Annotated in this window: 14 protein-coding genes; all 14 read left to right on the forward strand. The window is 47.1% G+C overall.

Annotated features, from left to right (window positions below; translation table 11 throughout):
* The first annotated feature begins 258 nt into the window (after positions 1-258).
* The 14 genes from H6G05_RS06155 to topA all read left to right on the forward strand — a co-directional run bounded on the left by H6G05_RS06155 (position 259) and on the right by topA (position 16,801).
* Complete coding sequence (locus H6G05_RS06155) at positions 259-507, forward strand: helix-turn-helix domain-containing protein (RefSeq protein WP_055076498.1); 249 nt, start codon at positions 259-261, stop codon at positions 505-507.
* A 176-nt stretch (positions 508-683) separates the two neighbouring features.
* A complete protein-coding gene (locus H6G05_RS06160; RefSeq protein ID WP_190577239.1) occupies positions 684-1,265 on the forward strand; it encodes a hypothetical protein in 582 nt (193 codons plus the stop codon).
* A gap of 4 nt (positions 1,266-1,269) precedes the next feature.
* A complete protein-coding gene (locus tag H6G05_RS06165; RefSeq protein WP_126390629.1) occupies positions 1,270-1,590 on the forward strand; it encodes a hypothetical protein in 321 nt (106 codons plus the stop codon).
* Complete coding sequence (locus H6G05_RS06170) at positions 1,577-4,324, forward strand: hypothetical protein (protein ID WP_190577240.1); 2,748 nt, start codon at positions 1,577-1,579, stop codon at positions 4,322-4,324. The genes H6G05_RS06165 and H6G05_RS06170 overlap by 14 nt, the downstream gene beginning before the upstream one ends.
* 31 nt (positions 4,325-4,355) lie before the next feature.
* On the forward strand, positions 4,356-5,321 hold the full coding sequence (locus tag H6G05_RS06175; protein WP_190577241.1) for a hypothetical protein: 966 nt from the start codon (positions 4,356-4,358) through the stop codon (positions 5,319-5,321).
* A gap of 11 nt (positions 5,322-5,332) precedes the next feature.
* Positions 5,333-6,370: a hypothetical protein gene (locus H6G05_RS06180; protein WP_190577242.1), complete on the forward strand. Its 1,038-nt coding sequence runs from the start codon at positions 5,333-5,335 to the stop codon at positions 6,368-6,370.
* A 5-nt stretch (positions 6,371-6,375) separates the two neighbouring features.
* Positions 6,376-7,209 carry a hypothetical protein gene (locus tag H6G05_RS06185; protein ID WP_190577243.1) on the forward strand — a complete coding sequence of 278 codons (834 nt, stop codon included), beginning with the start codon at positions 6,376-6,378 and terminating at the stop codon, positions 7,207-7,209.
* A 31-nt stretch (positions 7,210-7,240) separates the two neighbouring features.
* Positions 7,241-8,740 (forward strand): TrbI/VirB10 family protein, encoded by a 1,500-nt coding sequence (locus tag H6G05_RS06190; protein ID WP_190577244.1) that lies wholly within the window; start codon positions 7,241-7,243, stop codon positions 8,738-8,740.
* A 39-nt stretch (positions 8,741-8,779) separates the two neighbouring features.
* Positions 8,780-9,355, forward strand: coding sequence for a hypothetical protein (locus tag H6G05_RS06195; protein WP_190577245.1), 576 nt, complete (start codon positions 8,780-8,782; stop codon positions 9,353-9,355).
* A 2-nt stretch (positions 9,356-9,357) separates the two neighbouring features.
* A complete protein-coding gene (locus H6G05_RS06200) occupies positions 9,358-10,623 on the forward strand; it encodes a hypothetical protein (RefSeq protein ID WP_190577246.1) in 1,266 nt (421 codons plus the stop codon).
* Between the two features lie 6 nt (positions 10,624-10,629).
* Positions 10,630-12,558, forward strand: coding sequence for a type IV secretory system conjugative DNA transfer family protein (locus tag H6G05_RS06205; RefSeq protein ID WP_190577247.1), 1,929 nt, complete (start codon positions 10,630-10,632; stop codon positions 12,556-12,558).
* Between the two features lie 9 nt (positions 12,559-12,567).
* Positions 12,568-13,779 (forward strand): hypothetical protein, encoded by a 1,212-nt coding sequence (locus H6G05_RS24970; RefSeq protein ID WP_199310358.1) that lies wholly within the window; start codon positions 12,568-12,570, stop codon positions 13,777-13,779.
* Between the two features lie 9 nt (positions 13,780-13,788).
* The gene (locus H6G05_RS06215; protein WP_190577248.1) at positions 13,789-14,496 is read left to right on the forward strand and encodes a hypothetical protein; all 708 of its coding nucleotides are present in this window, start codon (positions 13,789-13,791) and stop codon (positions 14,494-14,496) included.
* A 37-nt stretch (positions 14,497-14,533) separates the two neighbouring features.
* Positions 14,534-16,801, forward strand: coding sequence for a type I DNA topoisomerase (gene topA, locus H6G05_RS06220; RefSeq protein WP_190577249.1), 2,268 nt, complete (start codon positions 14,534-14,536; stop codon positions 16,799-16,801).
* Positions 16,802-16,819 lie beyond the last annotated feature (18 nt).

Raw genomic sequence — 16,819 nt, forward strand, 5'->3', positions numbered from 1 at the left:
CCGATGAACTCGCGATTGGCATGACCAGTCTCTTGTATTGCTTGATTTTCCCTCACTCATCTTCAACAATAGCTACAAAATATGCTGAATCTTCCCTATGAAATATTTCCAGAGATTAGTTGAGAAGATTATGCTTATAAAATTTGTGTTACATAAAACATTCTAGTCAGGAAAGTTAACAAATAATTGTCCGACAAAAGTAATGATTAGCAAAAAAAAGTAGCCCCACGCCAAACTTTACAAAACGTTATTTGAAACATGGAAAGACTAAAAATTACCCTCACCAACACCGATTATCGCCAATGCGTGGCTCTATGCCTAAAAGGTAATGGTCATGCGTCAACCATCAATCGTGCACAGGTATTACTTGCTCTGCATGACGGTGTGGACATCTCCGAAGTAATGCGAGTGCTGCGGGTTAAAAGAACCCGCCTCTGGAGGTTGCGGAAGCAATATCTGCAAGGTGGATTAAATGATGCTTTAGCTGATCGGCGGAGAAGATCGTAATGTTTCAAATACAGCCTCAATTGCCTGTGTGTATGACGTTTGGTTATTGACGAGAAAAGAACTATCGATCAGAATGCTCTTCAAAAGCAGATCTTCGAGGGCAAGGCGATCTCATTGCTGCCTATGCCTTTTGCCTATCTATGCATCACGTCTTAAATTTTTCCTAGCGAAACACTATGAAAACCTATCCAATTAATCCTATGAGAATTACCCATAGAACCCACCGCAGCAAATTCCTCAACCAAATCCAAAATCTTCAGACAGCCACATTGACAGCTGCGATTGTGGGAATCGTCATCACCTTTACTTGCTCTAAAGGGATGTATCTCACGGCGCTACTTGCCTTGATTGGCTTACTATTAGCCTTCCCGAAGGTATTGCTGATGCTCTATGGCAAATTCGAGCAAATGATTCGGCATTACAAGTACAGTCCCGTTTTATTACTGGGCATAGCGATCGGCTTCCTGATTGGTTTACTGCTAATTTTTACAGTGGAACCAGCCCAAGCCCAGTTTTTTAATAAGACTCAGACATGGATGACGGGTGCAATTCCTGGTATCGATACAGGACTAGTTGCTTTGATTTTCAATGTGCTGAGAGCCTTGTTTGTAATTTATCTGGGGATTGGACTAGTGAAGGTGATTCAATCAGCCAGAAACGATGATGACTGGCAGCAAATGGCTAGGACACCATTGATTCTGGTAGTGACGGTGACGATGGGCGATATTTTGGCAGGCATTATCACGGGTGCAGCCTAAAACTATGGCCGAAGAGTACAAATTCCGTAAGGTCAATGCCATTTTGGGTGCAAGTCCCAAGATTGGACCTTTTCCCACTGAGTTAATTATTCCTTGGGCAATTATCAGCTTTACCCTGTTCATGATTTGCTATGCGGTGCTGAATCTGCCTTGGTTGTGGGTATTGCTGATTGTGGCTTGGGGCGATGCGACATGGTGGATCTTGACAGGTTCAAAACCCTATCGATTTTTATCAAAGTTTATCCCTGTGCCGCGATGGACAAGAGGTGTTTATCAGTACAGAGGGATGCGTAAGCAGGAGGTTAGGAAGTATGCAGAGCGTTAATCAAAAACGATATCGCCATTTTGAAAAAGAACTCGCCGTAGAATGTCTACTCAAGTTTGAACTACGCGGTCGCACCGTCAGTTGCTTTGTGCTTAAGCAAGGTCAATCATCTCTGGAATCATTACAGTTTGTATTTGGCTGGGAGTCAAAGGGGATTCACACGACGCTATCAACCGAGCAGGAAGAATCGCTCTTTGAGGCGATTCAATCAGGTTTAAAAGATATTCCTGATGGTGAAAAGCTGACGGTGCATTTTGGTTCGGTTAGCTCCGACAGCGATCGCCAACAGCAACTCCAAGAACTCTACGAACAAGCGGATACGCCGCAACTAAAGTTTCTGGTGATGGGTGAAAAGCAAAGGGTGCAGGAATTAGCGAAGTCAGGACTACGCAAACCTAAATTCCTGAGACTTTATGCCACTTATACCCTGCGTGGCTCGACGGCTGGAGGTAATGATGTGCTGGAAAAAGCACTGGCTTGGATACAGAAGCTGTCACAGCAATTGATGGGACAGGAAAAGCAAATCGAGCAGGAGCGTCATGAGATTGCCTTTGCGAAGGCATTTACCGATGGTTTCTTGAACTGGGAACAGATTCTAGTAAATCGCATGGGTTTAGACCTGCGCCCACTGACCGAGCAGGAACTATGGGAACACCTCTGGCAGCAATTCAATAGCAGTAAACCACCAGCAATTCCGCAATTGCTAGTGATGTCCGATCACGGTGTGGAAGAGCGCATCAATACGCAAGTGCATCTGAAAACACTATTGCTAGAGCGTCCCGATTCAATCCCCTTTGCTGACAATGGGTTTGTTCACCTCAAGGGTGAATATATCGGCGTACTCACCTTCATGGATAAACCAGGGGGCTGGGTATCCAAGGGTAAGCAGATGCGCTATCTCTGGGAGGCGATCGCCCGCGACTCGGTGGCAAATACGGAAGTGTTTTGCCAATTCACGAGAGCCAATGAAACCATTGTCAAAGCAAATATGCAGCGGGTTACCAAGCAGAGCATTGTTTCGCAAGAGCAATCCGCTTCCTTGAATAACATCAACGTCAATGCGTCGCTGAAACAGCAAAAAGCAGTCAAGGCACAGGAAGCGCTTTATGAGGGAGCCATGCCCATTAATGTGGCAGTGGCGGTGTTGATTCGTCGTCCTAACTTGATTGCTCTTGATGATGCCTGCCGTTATTTTTGCAGTTGCTTCCAGCGTCCTGCATGGGTCGAGCGCGAGACTGAATATGCATGGCTAATGTGGAAACAGACCTTACCAGTAACAGTGGGTAATTTACTAGCTCAACCCTTCCCTCGTCGTCATGTTTATCTATCCGATGAAGCAGTCGCGTTTACAGGTTGTGTGATGCCCAGATCGGTCGATGAGAGTGGCTTTGAATTGATTACAGAAGAAGGCGGAATGCCTCTTTATATCGATGTGCGAAAGCATCGCAATATTGGTATTTTCGCCACTACTCGTGCGGGTAAGTCGGTATTGGTATCGGCAGTTTTATCCCAAGCCCTATGTCACGAACAGCAAATTGTGGCGCTAGATTTCCCTAAGCCCGATGGCACGAGTACGTTCACGGACTACACCCATTTCATCGGTGAACTGGGAGCCTATTTTGACATTAGCAAAGAGTCCTCGAATCTGCTTGAGCTGCCAGATCTACGAGCCTTTGACCCCGAACAAGCCGAAGAACGGCTGCGGGATTTCAAATCCTTTGTGGAATCTGCCCTGATGACAATGGTATTTGGGGCAAGTCAGCATGACCTGTCCTCATCAGAAAGACAACTGCGGCAATTGATTCGAGCTTTGTTAGTGCCTGTGGTCAATAGCTTCTTTGACGATCAGCAGATTAAAGCCCGATATGACAAAGCGATCGCTGATGGATTCGGGACAGAAGCATGGAGCAATATGCCCACCCTATCAGACTTTCTCGATTACTTTTTGACAGAGGGCAAAGCGGAAATTACCTCCGATGTTGCCGATAGCGAACAGATCGATCAGGCGACTAACCAAATTGTGATTCAACTGCGATTCTGGCTTAATTCCAGAATCGGTCGCGCCATTTCCCGTCCATCGACCTTTCGCAGTGATGCGAGGTTGTTGGTATTTGCCCTGCGAAACCTATCGGAAGCGGAGGATGCGGCGATTTTAGCTTTATCGGCATATTCGGCAGCCCTGAGACGCGCTTTATCATCACCCGCCAGCATCCTGTTCATCGATGAAGCACCAATTCTATTTGAATATCCGACGATCTCGGAAATGGTAGCAAGGCTCTGTGCCAATGGAGCCAAAGCGGGTATCAAAGTAATTATCTCGGCACAAGACCCTGACACGATCGCGAGATCGCCCTCTGCCCCAAAAATCCTCCAAAACCTATCAACGAGATTGATTGGTCGCATTCAACCCTCGGCGGTAGATAGCTTTGTCAGCATCCTCAAATATCCCAGAGAGGTAATTGCCCAGAATGCGGAGGAGCGATTCTTCCCCAAACGCGAGGCGATCTATTCGCAATGGTTGCTGGATGATGCGGGTATTTACACCTTCGTGCGCTTTTTCCCTAGCTATATCCAACTGGGCGTTGTAGCAAACAATCCCGACGAGCAAGAGGCACGTACCGCTTACATGCTGGCGATGGCAGATCCCTACAAAGGGCTAGCTGCTTTTTCGCGCGAGATGGCAAGTGCTTTGAGGGATGGGCGCAAGCTGAAATTACCCGAACTGGCTGCTTAATTTTTCATCTCTAGAAACTCCTGACACCGCCATGAATAAACCAAAAACCCGTCAGATTTCAGTCATCAGCCTCGCAACCTGTTCGCTTTTGCTACTGAGTCCCCACCCTACGGATGCTCAAGTGCCATTACCACCCGAACTCACAGGATTAATCCAGCAGGTCAATCAACTGATTACCTCGATCAACTCTGGCGATTTCTTAAAAGCTCAAATGGACAAGCTATTGGGGCAGTACTTACCACAGGTACAAACCGCCATTACTGAGTCAATCGGACAACTGGGATTACCAGATCCCAGTAAAGCCGAAGCCACAGTCCTCGCCCAGATCACGGGAACCTTTAACAGTGCGGGGCTAAATGACACATTGATCAATCAAGGTGTAGTCACATCTGCGATTACCAATACCTCGATCCAAAATGTATTGGGAGAAGAGGGGCAAGCAAGGCTGAAGAAAACCCTAGAAGATATGCTTGTCAATGCCCAGAATGTCGGGCAGCTATCTTTGAATACGGCGACAGGTGCAGCCAACAGCACGGCGATCGCCGATGTCTCCCAACAGATCGCCGCGAACTCCGTCACCTTTGCTCAAAATTCATTATCCCGTTCCCAACAGGTGAATGGCTTGTCGCAGCAAGCGCAAGCCGCCCTATCAACACAGGATGTTCTCAAGATTGTGGCGCAACAAAATGCGGGTAATTCGACAATCCTTGCCAATATCGCCTCCCAGTTTGGTAACAATGCCAGTCAGGTCGGTAATGTCGCTAATCAACTGGGGTTGCTATCGGAGCAGAACTCACAGGTAGCCGAACAAAATAGCCAACGCGCCCAGATTGACGCTCAACAATTAGCCCTACAAGTGCAGCAAACCCAACAGGGAGCTACATCTTTGCTCAATCTCGACCAGATTAATGCCTCACTCAAGGGCGATCGCCAAGATCGTTTGATCGAGCGTAACTCCACCGTGCAACAACGGATGCCCTATACCTTTTTAAGATAGCGAGATAACCGATGCTGATTGCTCAAGCGATTGTCAACAATTCCGAAGAGGTGTCGCTAGCGGTGCAAGGCGCATGGCAGAACACTTGGGAACTTGCCTTTAATGGCACGCTCTATAAAGCGCTCACCAATCTGGGATTAATCATTGCTGTGGCTTCGCTGTTGCTATGGACAATCCAATTCACCAAAAACTTGATTGATGACCAGAGCTATCGACAATTTGGCGAGTTAATCTGGCCCGTAATTGTAATTGTGCTGCTCACCAATGGCGGTCAAAACCTAATTGGACTCACCAATGGGATGCGGACAGTGATTAACAATGCCAATAACTCGGTCTTAGGTGCAATTACTTCAACTGCCCAACTAGAGAAAACCCTATCCGCCCTAGCTGATTTCTCGGTCGCCCAAGAACAAATTATTGCTTACCGTCAGCAATGCAATGGGCTTACTAAGAATGAGGAGATGCAGGTCTGTTTACAAGAGGTAAATGCTAAAGCTCAGGCTTTGCTCGGTAATTATCAATCTAACTACGGTGCGGTTGCTGCGGCTCTGGTTGGCAAGTTACAAAAACAAATTGCGAAGGCAAGTGAAAATCCTCTCGAAGCCGTTACTAATCTCTTTCCTGGCACAGTGATTTCAAGGTCAATCATGCTGGCGGCGATCGAGACTTTTATGGTGGCGATGCAGTCCGCGTTTCAGGCTTTGATTGAGGTCGGGTTTCTGCTCACAGGTTTACTCGGTCCTCTGGCGGTTGGTGCTTCCTTACTGCCCATTGGCGCAAAGCCCCTCTATGCATGGATGACGGGATTCTGGTCGCTGGGGATGGCAAAGCTGAGCTTGAACATTGTTACGGGACTGTCGGCTACAGCGATCGCCGCTTCAGCACAAATGGATACGCTCTCGATCGCAATTGTTCTGGGTCTACTTGCGCCAATTCTTGCCCTGTCCCTATCGGCAGGTGGAGGCATGGCAATCTTTAGCGCCATTCTCTCAGCGGCAAGTGCCGCCGCTTCCGCAGGTTTAAATATCGGTCTACGCATCTCTAGGTAATTCCCATGAACTCATATCCAAATTCAGAAGTGAATACTGAACCAAACCCAGAAACAGATGAAACTAATGCTTTCCATCGCTTTATTCCTGCTGGTCTATCCCACCGTAGTAAAGCCAAAACTCCTAAAGACGTATTGGTGGTATCGATTTTGTTCGGCATACTTGGCTTATCGGCGCTCAATAGCTTAGGGCTGATCGCTCTGATCGGAGCCTATGCCTCCCTTGCTTCCCAGAAACCGCCTACGCTTGTGCAATTGTCGGGCGGGAAAGCAATTACCGCGATCGCCAGTGAGAATAAAACCAGATCTCCTGAAGTGGTAAAACAGTTTGTTACCCAGCAGGTGATGGCGCTAATGACGTGGACAGGAGAACTGCCCTCTGATGCTAGTCAAAATGGGAAGCCGCTTTTAGATACTGGCGTGGAAGTTACGGCGGACAAGGGCTTGAAAAAGAAAATCACCACCACGGCATGGCAAGCCAGCTTTGCTTTTTCTGAAGACTTCCGTAAGGGATTGCTCTCATCGATCGCCGAACTCACTCCGATAGAGGTTTTCTCAGGTGGCAGCAAGGTGATTTTAGTGCCTCAGAGCATTACCGCACCTGAAGAGATTGAAAAGGGGAAATGGAAAGTGAATCTCGTGGCAAATCTGGTTACTTTCAGTCCCCTCAATCAAGTTGGCGAATCGGTTCCCTTCAATAAGGAAATCTTTATTCAGGCGATCGATGTGCCGAATCTGAAAGCGGATGCTTCGCCTCTGGAGCAAGCCATTTTCAAAGTGAGATCCTCTGGGCTAGAAATCTATGCCATGCGAGATCTCACCCGAAATGATTTGAAATAACTTTTCCCTGTCGATACTTCAAGGAGTTGTGATGAGTACCGAAGTTCAAGAACCACAATCAGCAAGCATGACCGATGAAATTGACTTTGCTCGGTTAACTGGGTTTCAACCCGATGTTGTCAATGATGCGGGCTTGGGAATAGATGATTTTAGTGAAGACCCAGATCCAGAACAACATCGGACGATACGCGGTATCGTTGGTAGCCCCTTTTCTAAGATGGCTTTGGTTGGTGGGGTCGGTTCTCTAGGATTTTTGCTGGTTGGACTATTCATGAATAGCATCATGTCGCCATCTAATGCCAAGCAATTAACAGCTAAATCCAGCGATGAAAAGCTTGCTCTAACTTCAACTGTCGATCCTAAGGATGCCGAAATTGCCAAGTTCAAGACGGATTTAGCTTTAGGCAGCCAGCTTTCTGCGGGTAAATCGAAAACACTGCGTCCAGCAAATCTACCAAAGTCAGATGCATTGGCTTCTAAAGGTGACTCTAAAGACAAGTTAGAAACCAATCCCGTCCAGTCTGCCGATCTCCCAACCGTCTCACCCGTAAGGAACCTATCGGCTCCGCCCCTTGAGCCAATACCGATGCGTCAGGTGATGTCACAGCCTACGCCTGTGATGCTTCCGCCTCGTAACTTTTCCGCTAGTCCCACTGAAGCTAAAAATCCCGCCGATGAATGGCAGCGTTTGGCAAGTATTGGCAGTTATGGCAATCTGGCTGCACCTACGGAAATGCCGAAAGCGATCGCGGTCAGTCCCGTTGCTACGAATAGCGCTAACAATAGCAATTCCGCAAGTCCTCCGATTGAGAAACCACCCTTAAATTCACTCACCAGCTATCTCGCTCAAGCGGAAAAATCTTTGCCAAGCGCCACACCTGCGAATACTTTGCTGGTCGGGACGACAGCCAAAGCCGCTTTGAAAACATCGGTCGTGTTCTCCACCGATGGCAGTCGAATTATGGGTAGCGCTCCTGGAATTGTTCCTAAATTTATTGTCACTCTCCAAGAGCCAATTACGACGGCGGATGGTAAGCCTGTGATTCCTGCGGATGCGGTTTTAATCGTTACCGCGCGTCCCCTTGATGCGAAATCAGGGCTAGCTGAATTGGATGTGGTTGGTATAGCGATCGCTGGGCGCGAGTTGATTCCTCCACCTAATGCGATTACCTTGCGTGGTGCAGAAGGTTCGCCTTTAGTCGCGGACAAGTACTTCGATCGCGGGTCGGAAATTAGCGGTATGGATGTGGCGAGCTTCATTACTTCGGCACTAGCGGAAGTTGGCAAACTTACCAACAGTCCTACAACTACTAGCAGCATCTCATCCATTGGCGGTAGTGCCACGGTCAGTACCGCGCCGCCGCCCAACTATCTGGGTGCGGCGATCAGTGGTGGCTTTGGCATTCTCTCGGAAACTTTGAATCGTCGCAGTCAACAGGCGATCGAGGATATTAAAACCCGTCCTAATGTCTTCTTTATCCCCGCAGGTAAGGAACTGCAAGTGTTTGTCAATCAAACTGTGACTTTCTAGCTAATACCAATCTTCTATCAACGATCCAGTTCTATGGTTATGAACTTTTTGCCATGTCGAAAATATGCCATCTCAGGGATAGTCTCTGCTCTAGTCTTGTCGATGCCCGCGATCGCTTATGCCGAAACGATCTTTCCTGCCAAGCAGCAAATTGGTGTCAGTCAGGCGATGGGTGTAAGCGGCGTGACATCAGTAGTGAGCCTATCGCCGAGGCAGTCGTTAAATATTAGCTTCATCAAGACAGGCGAGATTATCAAAAAGGTGTGGTTAGGCAATCCTTCTAAGGTGGTCATGGATTATGACAGTCCTCTTTGTAAGGACGGTGCGAACGATAGCAATTGCGGGGCAACGGTAATTAACCTGCGGCAACTTGCTCAACCGATTGATTTGGATATGAATTTACCTGCCTCGGCGCGAGGAGATCTCACATCTCTAACTGTGATCACCACAGGAGCAGGAGGGCTGAGAAATCTCTATCAGTTCCAATTAGTTCTGAATGTCCCGATTCCTGCCTACAGCATTTTGGAAGTCGTTCCCGATGCTCAAATCCCTCGCCTTGCTCCGCTTACACCGACTGCTCCTGCTCAAACGAATAAAACCTCGTGGGATTTCTAATTATGTTGTATAAACGTATCGTCCAAATAACGGCGTTAGCGATCTCCTCTTCGGCGATCGCTATTTTCAATCCTGATTTTACTACGGCTCAGTCTTTGCCCATGTCCACGCAGCCAATTGGGAATGCTCAATCGGTGATGATTCCTGATTTTACGAAAATCAGTTTCGAGAATTTACCGAAAATCCAAGTTACCACCCAATTGCAGCAACAGCTATCGCAATTACTTTCTCCATCGGCATTAACCAATCTGGCGATCGGTAGTTTTGTTAGCCCAGATCGCTACCTGACCGTGGGTTCGCTTCAGTCTCTGGGGCTGGAGCAAATGAGCCTACAGGCGATCGCTAGTCGTGCTGGTGTTTCCCTTGGCAATGTCAGTCTTGGTCAACTGGGCGAACTTACTTCACAGCAGACGATTAATAGTTTGTTGCAGTCACTGCCAGATCTGCGCGATCGGTCTATGAGCCAAGTTCAACCCTTCCTCGATCTGGTTACTCAGAAATCTGGATCTGCCAATCTGAGTGGTGAAATGTCCGCTCTTACTGTGGGGCAGTTAGTCAATACTTTTCCCGACCTTGGAAATTTATCCTTGAGCAGTCTTGGCGATCGGTTGAATAGCTATAGTCTCGAATCAATTTCAGGATTTGCCCAATTACCTTTAAGCAATATTCAAGGTGCATCGGGCGTGGTTTTATCGGATTTGAATGCTACGGGTTTAGGTAAACTCAGCCTTTCCCAATTTCCTAATGCTCCCGCGTTACTGCCGAATGTCAGGTTTGGCATGGTGGATATTGCCCTTGGCAATAGGGAAAAGAATCGCATCAATCCGATTAGTGGTGGCGTTACCGAGTCTGGATTTCAAGCGGTGGGTTGCGATGGTAATACTGATTGCCCGCACATTGAGGTTACAGACTTTGCGGGTGGTTACTATACTGGCAAACAATGGATGACCGCATCGCAACAAGTACCTGATGGTTACGGCTTTTTAGGTGGTCTATTTGGCAATCGCGGCCCCGCAGGCAATCATCCCTTTGGCGATGCTTTTCGCGTCACCATTGAATCTCTAGATGAGGCTACAGGCACAATTACCCTCGGTCTGCGGTTTCGTTGGTGTCAGCGATCGTGGTTTGTGGATTTAGGTTGTACTCCCTACATTACGCCGCCCTTACCCTTGGTTGTTCTCCAAGAAAAGAGCACGATTCCCTATGCCGTTCCCAGTAACGCGACAGCCAATACGCCGATTTCCACTAGCAAACCTTTCAGCCAATAGATTGCCATGAATTTTTTGATGTTTTGGTTTAGCCCAAAGAATCTCTCAAAGAGACTATTTTGGCTGGCGATCGCGGTTTTGATCACTTGCCTATTTCCAGTAGAGATCGGGTATTCACAGAAGATTGATAGTTCACCAGAAGCAGAGAAGAAGTCTTCAGCCAATGGTTTGCCTCCTGAATTTGCTGCCATTGCTAATCAGCTATTCACACCCACAGGCGGCATTATTGCGGCTTGTGCGATCGGTATGGTTTTCTTGAGCATAAATGGTGGCGGCAATAGTAAAAATAAGCTGGCTAATGCTCATTGGGCAAATGGTGCGGAGATTGCGGCGGCAAGGAAAAAGGCTAAGGAACAGATTAATCGCCGCGAACGTAATAAGCTGTCTCTGTTTATCGTTAAGCCTAAATTGATTTTTCCACCCGAATTGATTTCTCGTCCAGGGGTGGCTACACCCAACCATGAACTACCTATTACGGGACAAAAGCCTAAAGTGATTCAGGTATCGCAAGCGGATCGGACGATCTGGCTTCCTGATGCTAATCGTGGCATTGCCGTACTCGGTGGTACGGGTTCGGGTAAAACCTATGGCGTGATTGACCCTGCGATTCGTAGTGCGATCGACCAAGGGTTTCCGATTATTCTCTACGATTACAAATATGCTGAACAGTCCTCACGGATTGCAGGCGTGGCGGCGGCGGCAGGATATCAAGTCAGTATCTTTGCCCCTAGTTTCCCTGAAAGTGGCATCTGTAATCCCCTCGATTTCATTCGTGATGCGGCGGATGTGGATATGGCGCGACAGGTAGCGATCGTGCTAAACCGCAACTTTAAATCAGGTGGCAAAGGTAGTGAAGATCCTTTCTTTACTAATAGTGGCGACCAGTTGATTCAAGCAGTGCTGTTACTAGCCAAGACCACTCCCTATCCCGATATTATTTTCTGTGCCAAGGCTTTGGGTGCAAATAACTTGCCCGCTAGAGTCCAGAATGCCAATTTGCCAACTTGGGTGGAAACTAGCTTTGGGCAGTTGATTTCCATGGCAGATTCTGAGAAAACCGTTGCTTCGGTCATCTCGACGGCAAGTATTCTCTTTAGCCGTTTTATGTCCCCTGATATCCTCAGCGTATTCTGTGGCAAGACCACAATTCCGATGCAGTTGAAAGGCAAGCAATTGCTGATTATTGGCATGAAGCGGGAAAAGCAGGATGTGGTTGCACCATTATTGGCGACGGTTTTACATATGATTGTCACCCGTAATGTGGTGTCCACTAAGCGTGAAGATCCTCTGCTGGTGGCGATCGACGAGTTGCCAACGCTTTATTTGCCAAGTCTTGTCCAATGGCTGAACGTTCACCGTGAGGATGGCTTGTCCTGTATGTTGGGTTTCCAAAATTTGGTGCAGTTAGAAGAAACCTATGGCAAGGAGGTATCAAGAGCGATCTTTGGTGGTTGTGCGACTAAGGCAATCTTTAATCCCCTTGAGCCTGAATCAGCGAAGATTTTCTCTGATTATCTTGGTGATGAGCATTTGAAGTACAAATCCAAATCCCGTAGTTCGGGTGGTGGTCGGACTAGCACCAGTACATCAGATCAGGAACGTACCCGCAAACTATTTGCTCCCGAGGACTTTCTGAAGTTACCGCAGGGTAATTGTATTCTCATTTCCCCTGGCTATAGCTCTAAGAAAGAAGCAAATGTACCTCGGCGTTGCCATATTAAAATTCCCAAAGTTGATGCAGAGAGATCTGATAGAAGCAAGTCCAAATGGGAGTCTCTAAAAGCTAGGTTGATTAAATCTGGCAGTCAAGTACCAATTACAGATGCGGCGATCGCTTTGCGTAAAGATTACTTTCAAGAGCATTTTCCTTTACCTGCCAAAGATGCTCCCAATGCTCCTAAGTCCACTGTGCCTGCTTGGGCTGAAGGTTTATAGAGGTAAATTATGGTTTTTATACAGTCATCGGAAGCGTCTCAGGCTAATGCTCAACAATTGGCGATCGCTCAAACTACGATTGAAGCTCTAGCAGAACTACTGAGCCGATTGTTAGGCAAACAGGAAGAGTTATTGCACAATCCTGATGGCAATAAACAACAGCTTGATGCTCCATCATCGGGATTCAGTGATGCGGAGTGGGATCGGGTATCTCAGCAATGGGAGCAGGACATCATGGATGATTGGTGGCGCAGATATCAGGCTACACCAGATCGCTCTACTGCTCCTGAGACTTCCCAAGCTTTGACTGTCACCTCGAATAATCCTCGGGATAAAGGTGATCCAGATTTTGCGATGCTTCCCAATACACCGATTCAGCCATCACCGCTATCTGGCAGTAATCTACCGCCATTGCCTGTTCCTGTTGAGCAGAACTATATCGATGTGGATTGGCGAGAACTCCCGAAAATAGAGTTAGCAGAGCTACTGCGTCGCGATTTAGATGGAGATGGGATTACTGATGTCGATGAACTGCGGATGGGACTCAATCCTCGCAGCATTGATACTGATGGCGATGGCATCAGCGATCGCGATGAGTTGGGACATTCTAATTCTCTGTCGTTTGATGATTTCCGTCAACAAGTAATGGCTGCGGTGTCGGTTGCCCTAGTTGCTAAATTGGGTGTCGATGGCAAGTACGAAGCAGAAAACTATCGCATTCAATCTCAGGATAATTTCTATGAGATTTCTAATCTTGATAATGAGGCGATCGCTAAGTTTGAATTGCAAAGCGATCGGGCTGTGTTTACTGAGGATAGGACTACTGTTGACCAACAGATTGACTTTACTAAAACTGCTTTTAAGACGACGACTGTGGATATTGCCAGTTTGACTCAAAATCAGGGTTATCTTGCGTCAGTAGATAAGCTGGGAGATCTAGCTCCTGCTGGGGCTAGGGGTGTGGTGGTCGTGGAAAGTGTCCTTAATGAGACTGGTCAGGAGTCGTTTAAGGGTGGATATTATGATTTTCAAAGGAATCAGGATGGTGATATTGCGATTGTCAATAACCATACTGGCAAAGATATTTTGCGGACTACTCAAGGGCAAATCTCTCTTAATGCGATGACTCCTAGTGATTTAAACAACTTCCAGCAAGCATTTCAGCGGATGAATTTACCTCAGCCGATGCTAGAACAATCCAGCCCTGATTTAGAGCGTTAGGAAAAGGCGATGATTACTGCAAACCCAGAGATTGATATGGCTCAGTTCATGGCTGTATTTAACCAAGTTGTGGAACTGCATAGCGTCCATATTTTAGCGATCGCTGAACGAGAAATGTCTTCTATTACTTTGACGGATTTAACGATGATCGATAAAGATGATGTATTTGATGAAGAGTGGCAACCATCTCAGGTGCAGAGCAAAGATAGCGATACTAATTCAGGTGCTGCCGATTCTCAACAGGTGAATGCTGTTAACCCAGAACATAACCAGAACAATTATGCAACCCAGATTCAGAATTTAGCTCTATCAATGTTTGATGGTTTGAGTAATCTGCGTAAGGATAATTCTGAGAGTAAATCTGAAGATGTTGAAACTGCTGCTATTCCCAGTTCTCCTAGTCAAATTACTGATGCAGAGCGAGATCTGAAACTGGCGCGGGATTGTCGCGAACTGTTGCAAGTAAAAGGCAAAGATGATGGTAATAATCTTATCTTTGAGCGTCCTGATGGCAAGGGGAATTACAAGTTCAATCTCGAAAAAGCCTCGGATACAATTACTTTAAAGGCAAAAGATCGTCCTGTTAATCCGATCCTTGTGGAGTCGCAGGGAAAAATCTTAGAGTCTCATGTTACCGACCTTGATGCGGCAAATATTGCTAGGGCTGTGGAGATGTTAAACGTACAACAATCTAAAACTATTGAAAATTATAAGTAAGTCTGTTTGGTGGTAAAATTTACACAGGTACAAAAACATGAAAAAGCTGTTACTCGTTGAATCTCCATCCAAGTGCAAAACCATTCAAGCAATCCTTGGTAGTGAATGGCAAGTGGAAGCCTCCTTTGGTCACTTTACAGAACTTGCCAAAGATGGTGAAGATAGCTTGGGCTTTACTATGCATTCAGATACCAACAAAATTGAATGTCGCTACCAATTGACGGAAGGTAAAGGACAACAGGTAGTTGCTAAACTACGCGCTGCTGTGAAGAATGCTTCAGAAGTCGTACTTGCTACCGATGGCGATCGCGAGGGTGAGGGGATTGCATGGCATTTACAACAGCAACTCCATCTGCGTAATCCTAAACGCGCTGTCTATAACCAGATTACGCCCACGGCGGTTAAAGCAGCGATCGCCAATGCTCATCAGTTGGATTTAAACTTGATTTCGGCTCAGAGAGCAAGACAATGCTTGGACAGGTTGATTGGGTTTAAGGTTTCGCCTTTGGTGCGTCGTACTAGTGGCGGTAGCTCGGCTGGTCGGGTGCAGTCGGTAGCTTTGCATATTGTCTGTCAGCGTGAACGAGAGATTAATGCCTTTGTGCCGATTACTTACTGGTCGGTATGGACGGAATATGCTGAAGGCTTCACCGCTTTCTATGCGGGTAGTAGCGAGATTGAACCTGTGCTTGACGATCAGGATGTCACCGATGATGCGGCGGAAGTGAATGCAGAATCTACGGTTGAATCAAAACGAGTATTGTCGGAAGCGGAAGCTGCCCGAATTATTCAAGTAGCGCGTAATCATCCCCATGTCGTTCGTGAAGCTACGGGTGTCACTGCTCAGAAATCGCCTTTGCCGCCTTTCATTACTAGTTCGCTCCAGCAAGCTGCTTCTGTGAGATTAGGGCTATCGCCTGAAGAGACGATGAAGGTGGCTCAAGAATTATTTGAGGGTGTCGATTTGCCGAACGGACGTAAGGGTTTGATTACCTATCACCGCACTGATAGCACTAGTCTCGCTCCTGAGTTTTGTGCTGAAGTGAAGGAATGGCTATCGCAGCACGATCCTGATAATGTCCCTAAGAAAACTACTCGTCATCGCGAACAAGCGACTGCTCAATCCGCCCATGAAGCGATTCGTCCTACCTATTTGAGTATTACTCCAAAAACGGTTAGAGATCATCTCAGTGCCAAACAGCATCAACTCTATGAGTTAATCTGGCGCAGAGCCGTTGCTTCTCAATGTGCTAATGCTTTAATTCAAAAAAGTCGGGTGATTATTCAGGCAGGTTCGACGCTTTGGCAGACTAGGGGTAGTATTCTCACCTTTGCGGGTTATACGCGCTATTGGAATGATTTGAGTAAGGATAAACATATTCCTGCGTTAACGAGTGGTCAGACTTTGGCTTTGGGAAATGCAGGGTTTACGCAGAAACAAACTCAACCTCCTGCTAGGTATAGTGAAGCAAAGTTAGTACAGGTGTTAGAGCGTCAGGGTGTGGGTAGACCGAGTACGTTTGCGGCGATCGTCAAGACGCTTAAGGATAGAACCTATGTATTACTCAAGGGTAAGGTTCTCGAACCTTCGGCTTTGGGGATGTCTACGGATGATGTGCTGCATAAAACTTTTCCCGATCTGCTCAGAGCCGATTTTACCGCAGGGATGGAGACGACTTTGGATGAAATCTCGGTGGGTAAGTTGGAGTGGCAAAGCTATTTGATTGGTTGGCATCAGTCCTATTTTCAGCCGATGTTGGCGCGGGCTTATACAAATCTCGGTGCAGATTTACAACCAAGTAATCGTAAAAATGAGCTTTCGGATGTGGCTTGTCCTACTTGTAATCATCCTCTCAGTAAGATTCCTTCTAAGAAGGTGAGTGGTGGGCATTTTCTCAAGTGTGAGCATGGCTGTGAGAATCTGGTGATGTTTTGGAGCGATCGCCGTAATCAGTGGGAGATTCCTCAACCGAAGGGCGAAAATGCAGTGACGGCGGAGGTGACTAGTTTTGCTTGTCCAGTCTGTGGCAAGCCTTTGGCTAAGTTTCCCTATGCTAAGGATGGTGTGGATAAGGTGATGTTGAAGTGTGCGGATGCTCAGGCGCGTCAACGCAAGGATCATGCGGATGTGGTCTTTTTCTGGTCTTCTCAGGAGAGGTGGTGGTCGAAGAAGTTTGGTGATTTGGATGAGGCGGCTAAGCCGAATTTGGGTAAGAGTTCAACTGCTAAAGAGAAGAAAGCTGCTCAGGGAAAGCCAAAGCGAGCGAGTAAAGTGGCTAAGCCTAGTCCTAAAAAGTTGTGTTGATAAGCGAAATATTTATGA

It is taken from the genome of Phormidium tenue FACHB-1050, assembly GCF_014696925.1.
Taxonomy (GTDB): Bacteria; Cyanobacteriota; Cyanobacteriia; order Pseudanabaenales; family Pseudanabaenaceae; genus Pseudanabaena.

Excerpts from the sequence above, each read along its gene's own strand:
- H6G05_RS06155 (WP_055076498.1), top strand. The coding sequence starts at position 259 with ATGGAAAGACTAAAAATTACCCTCACCAACACCGATTATCGCCAATGC.
- H6G05_RS06160 (WP_190577239.1), top strand. The coding sequence starts at position 684 with ATGAAAACCTATCCAATTAATCCTATGAGAATTACCCATAGAACCCAC.
- H6G05_RS06165 (WP_126390629.1), top strand. The coding sequence starts at position 1,270 with ATGGCCGAAGAGTACAAATTCCGTAAGGTCAATGCCATTTTGGGTGCA.
- H6G05_RS06170 (WP_190577240.1), top strand. The coding sequence starts at position 1,577 with ATGCAGAGCGTTAATCAAAAACGATATCGCCATTTTGAAAAAGAACTC.
- H6G05_RS06175 (WP_190577241.1), top strand. The coding sequence starts at position 4,356 with ATGAATAAACCAAAAACCCGTCAGATTTCAGTCATCAGCCTCGCAACC.
- H6G05_RS06180 (WP_190577242.1), top strand. The coding sequence starts at position 5,333 with ATGCTGATTGCTCAAGCGATTGTCAACAATTCCGAAGAGGTGTCGCTA.
- H6G05_RS06185 (WP_190577243.1), top strand. The coding sequence starts at position 6,376 with ATGAACTCATATCCAAATTCAGAAGTGAATACTGAACCAAACCCAGAA.
- H6G05_RS06190 (WP_190577244.1), top strand. The coding sequence starts at position 7,241 with ATGAGTACCGAAGTTCAAGAACCACAATCAGCAAGCATGACCGATGAA.
- H6G05_RS06195 (WP_190577245.1), top strand. The coding sequence starts at position 8,780 with ATGAACTTTTTGCCATGTCGAAAATATGCCATCTCAGGGATAGTCTCT.
- H6G05_RS06200 (WP_190577246.1), top strand. The coding sequence starts at position 9,358 with ATGTTGTATAAACGTATCGTCCAAATAACGGCGTTAGCGATCTCCTCT.
- H6G05_RS06205 (WP_190577247.1), top strand. The coding sequence starts at position 10,630 with ATGAATTTTTTGATGTTTTGGTTTAGCCCAAAGAATCTCTCAAAGAGA.
- H6G05_RS24970 (WP_199310358.1), top strand. The coding sequence starts at position 12,568 with ATGGTTTTTATACAGTCATCGGAAGCGTCTCAGGCTAATGCTCAACAA.
- H6G05_RS06215 (WP_190577248.1), top strand. The coding sequence starts at position 13,789 with ATGATTACTGCAAACCCAGAGATTGATATGGCTCAGTTCATGGCTGTA.
- topA (WP_190577249.1), top strand. The coding sequence starts at position 14,534 with ATGAAAAAGCTGTTACTCGTTGAATCTCCATCCAAGTGCAAAACCATT.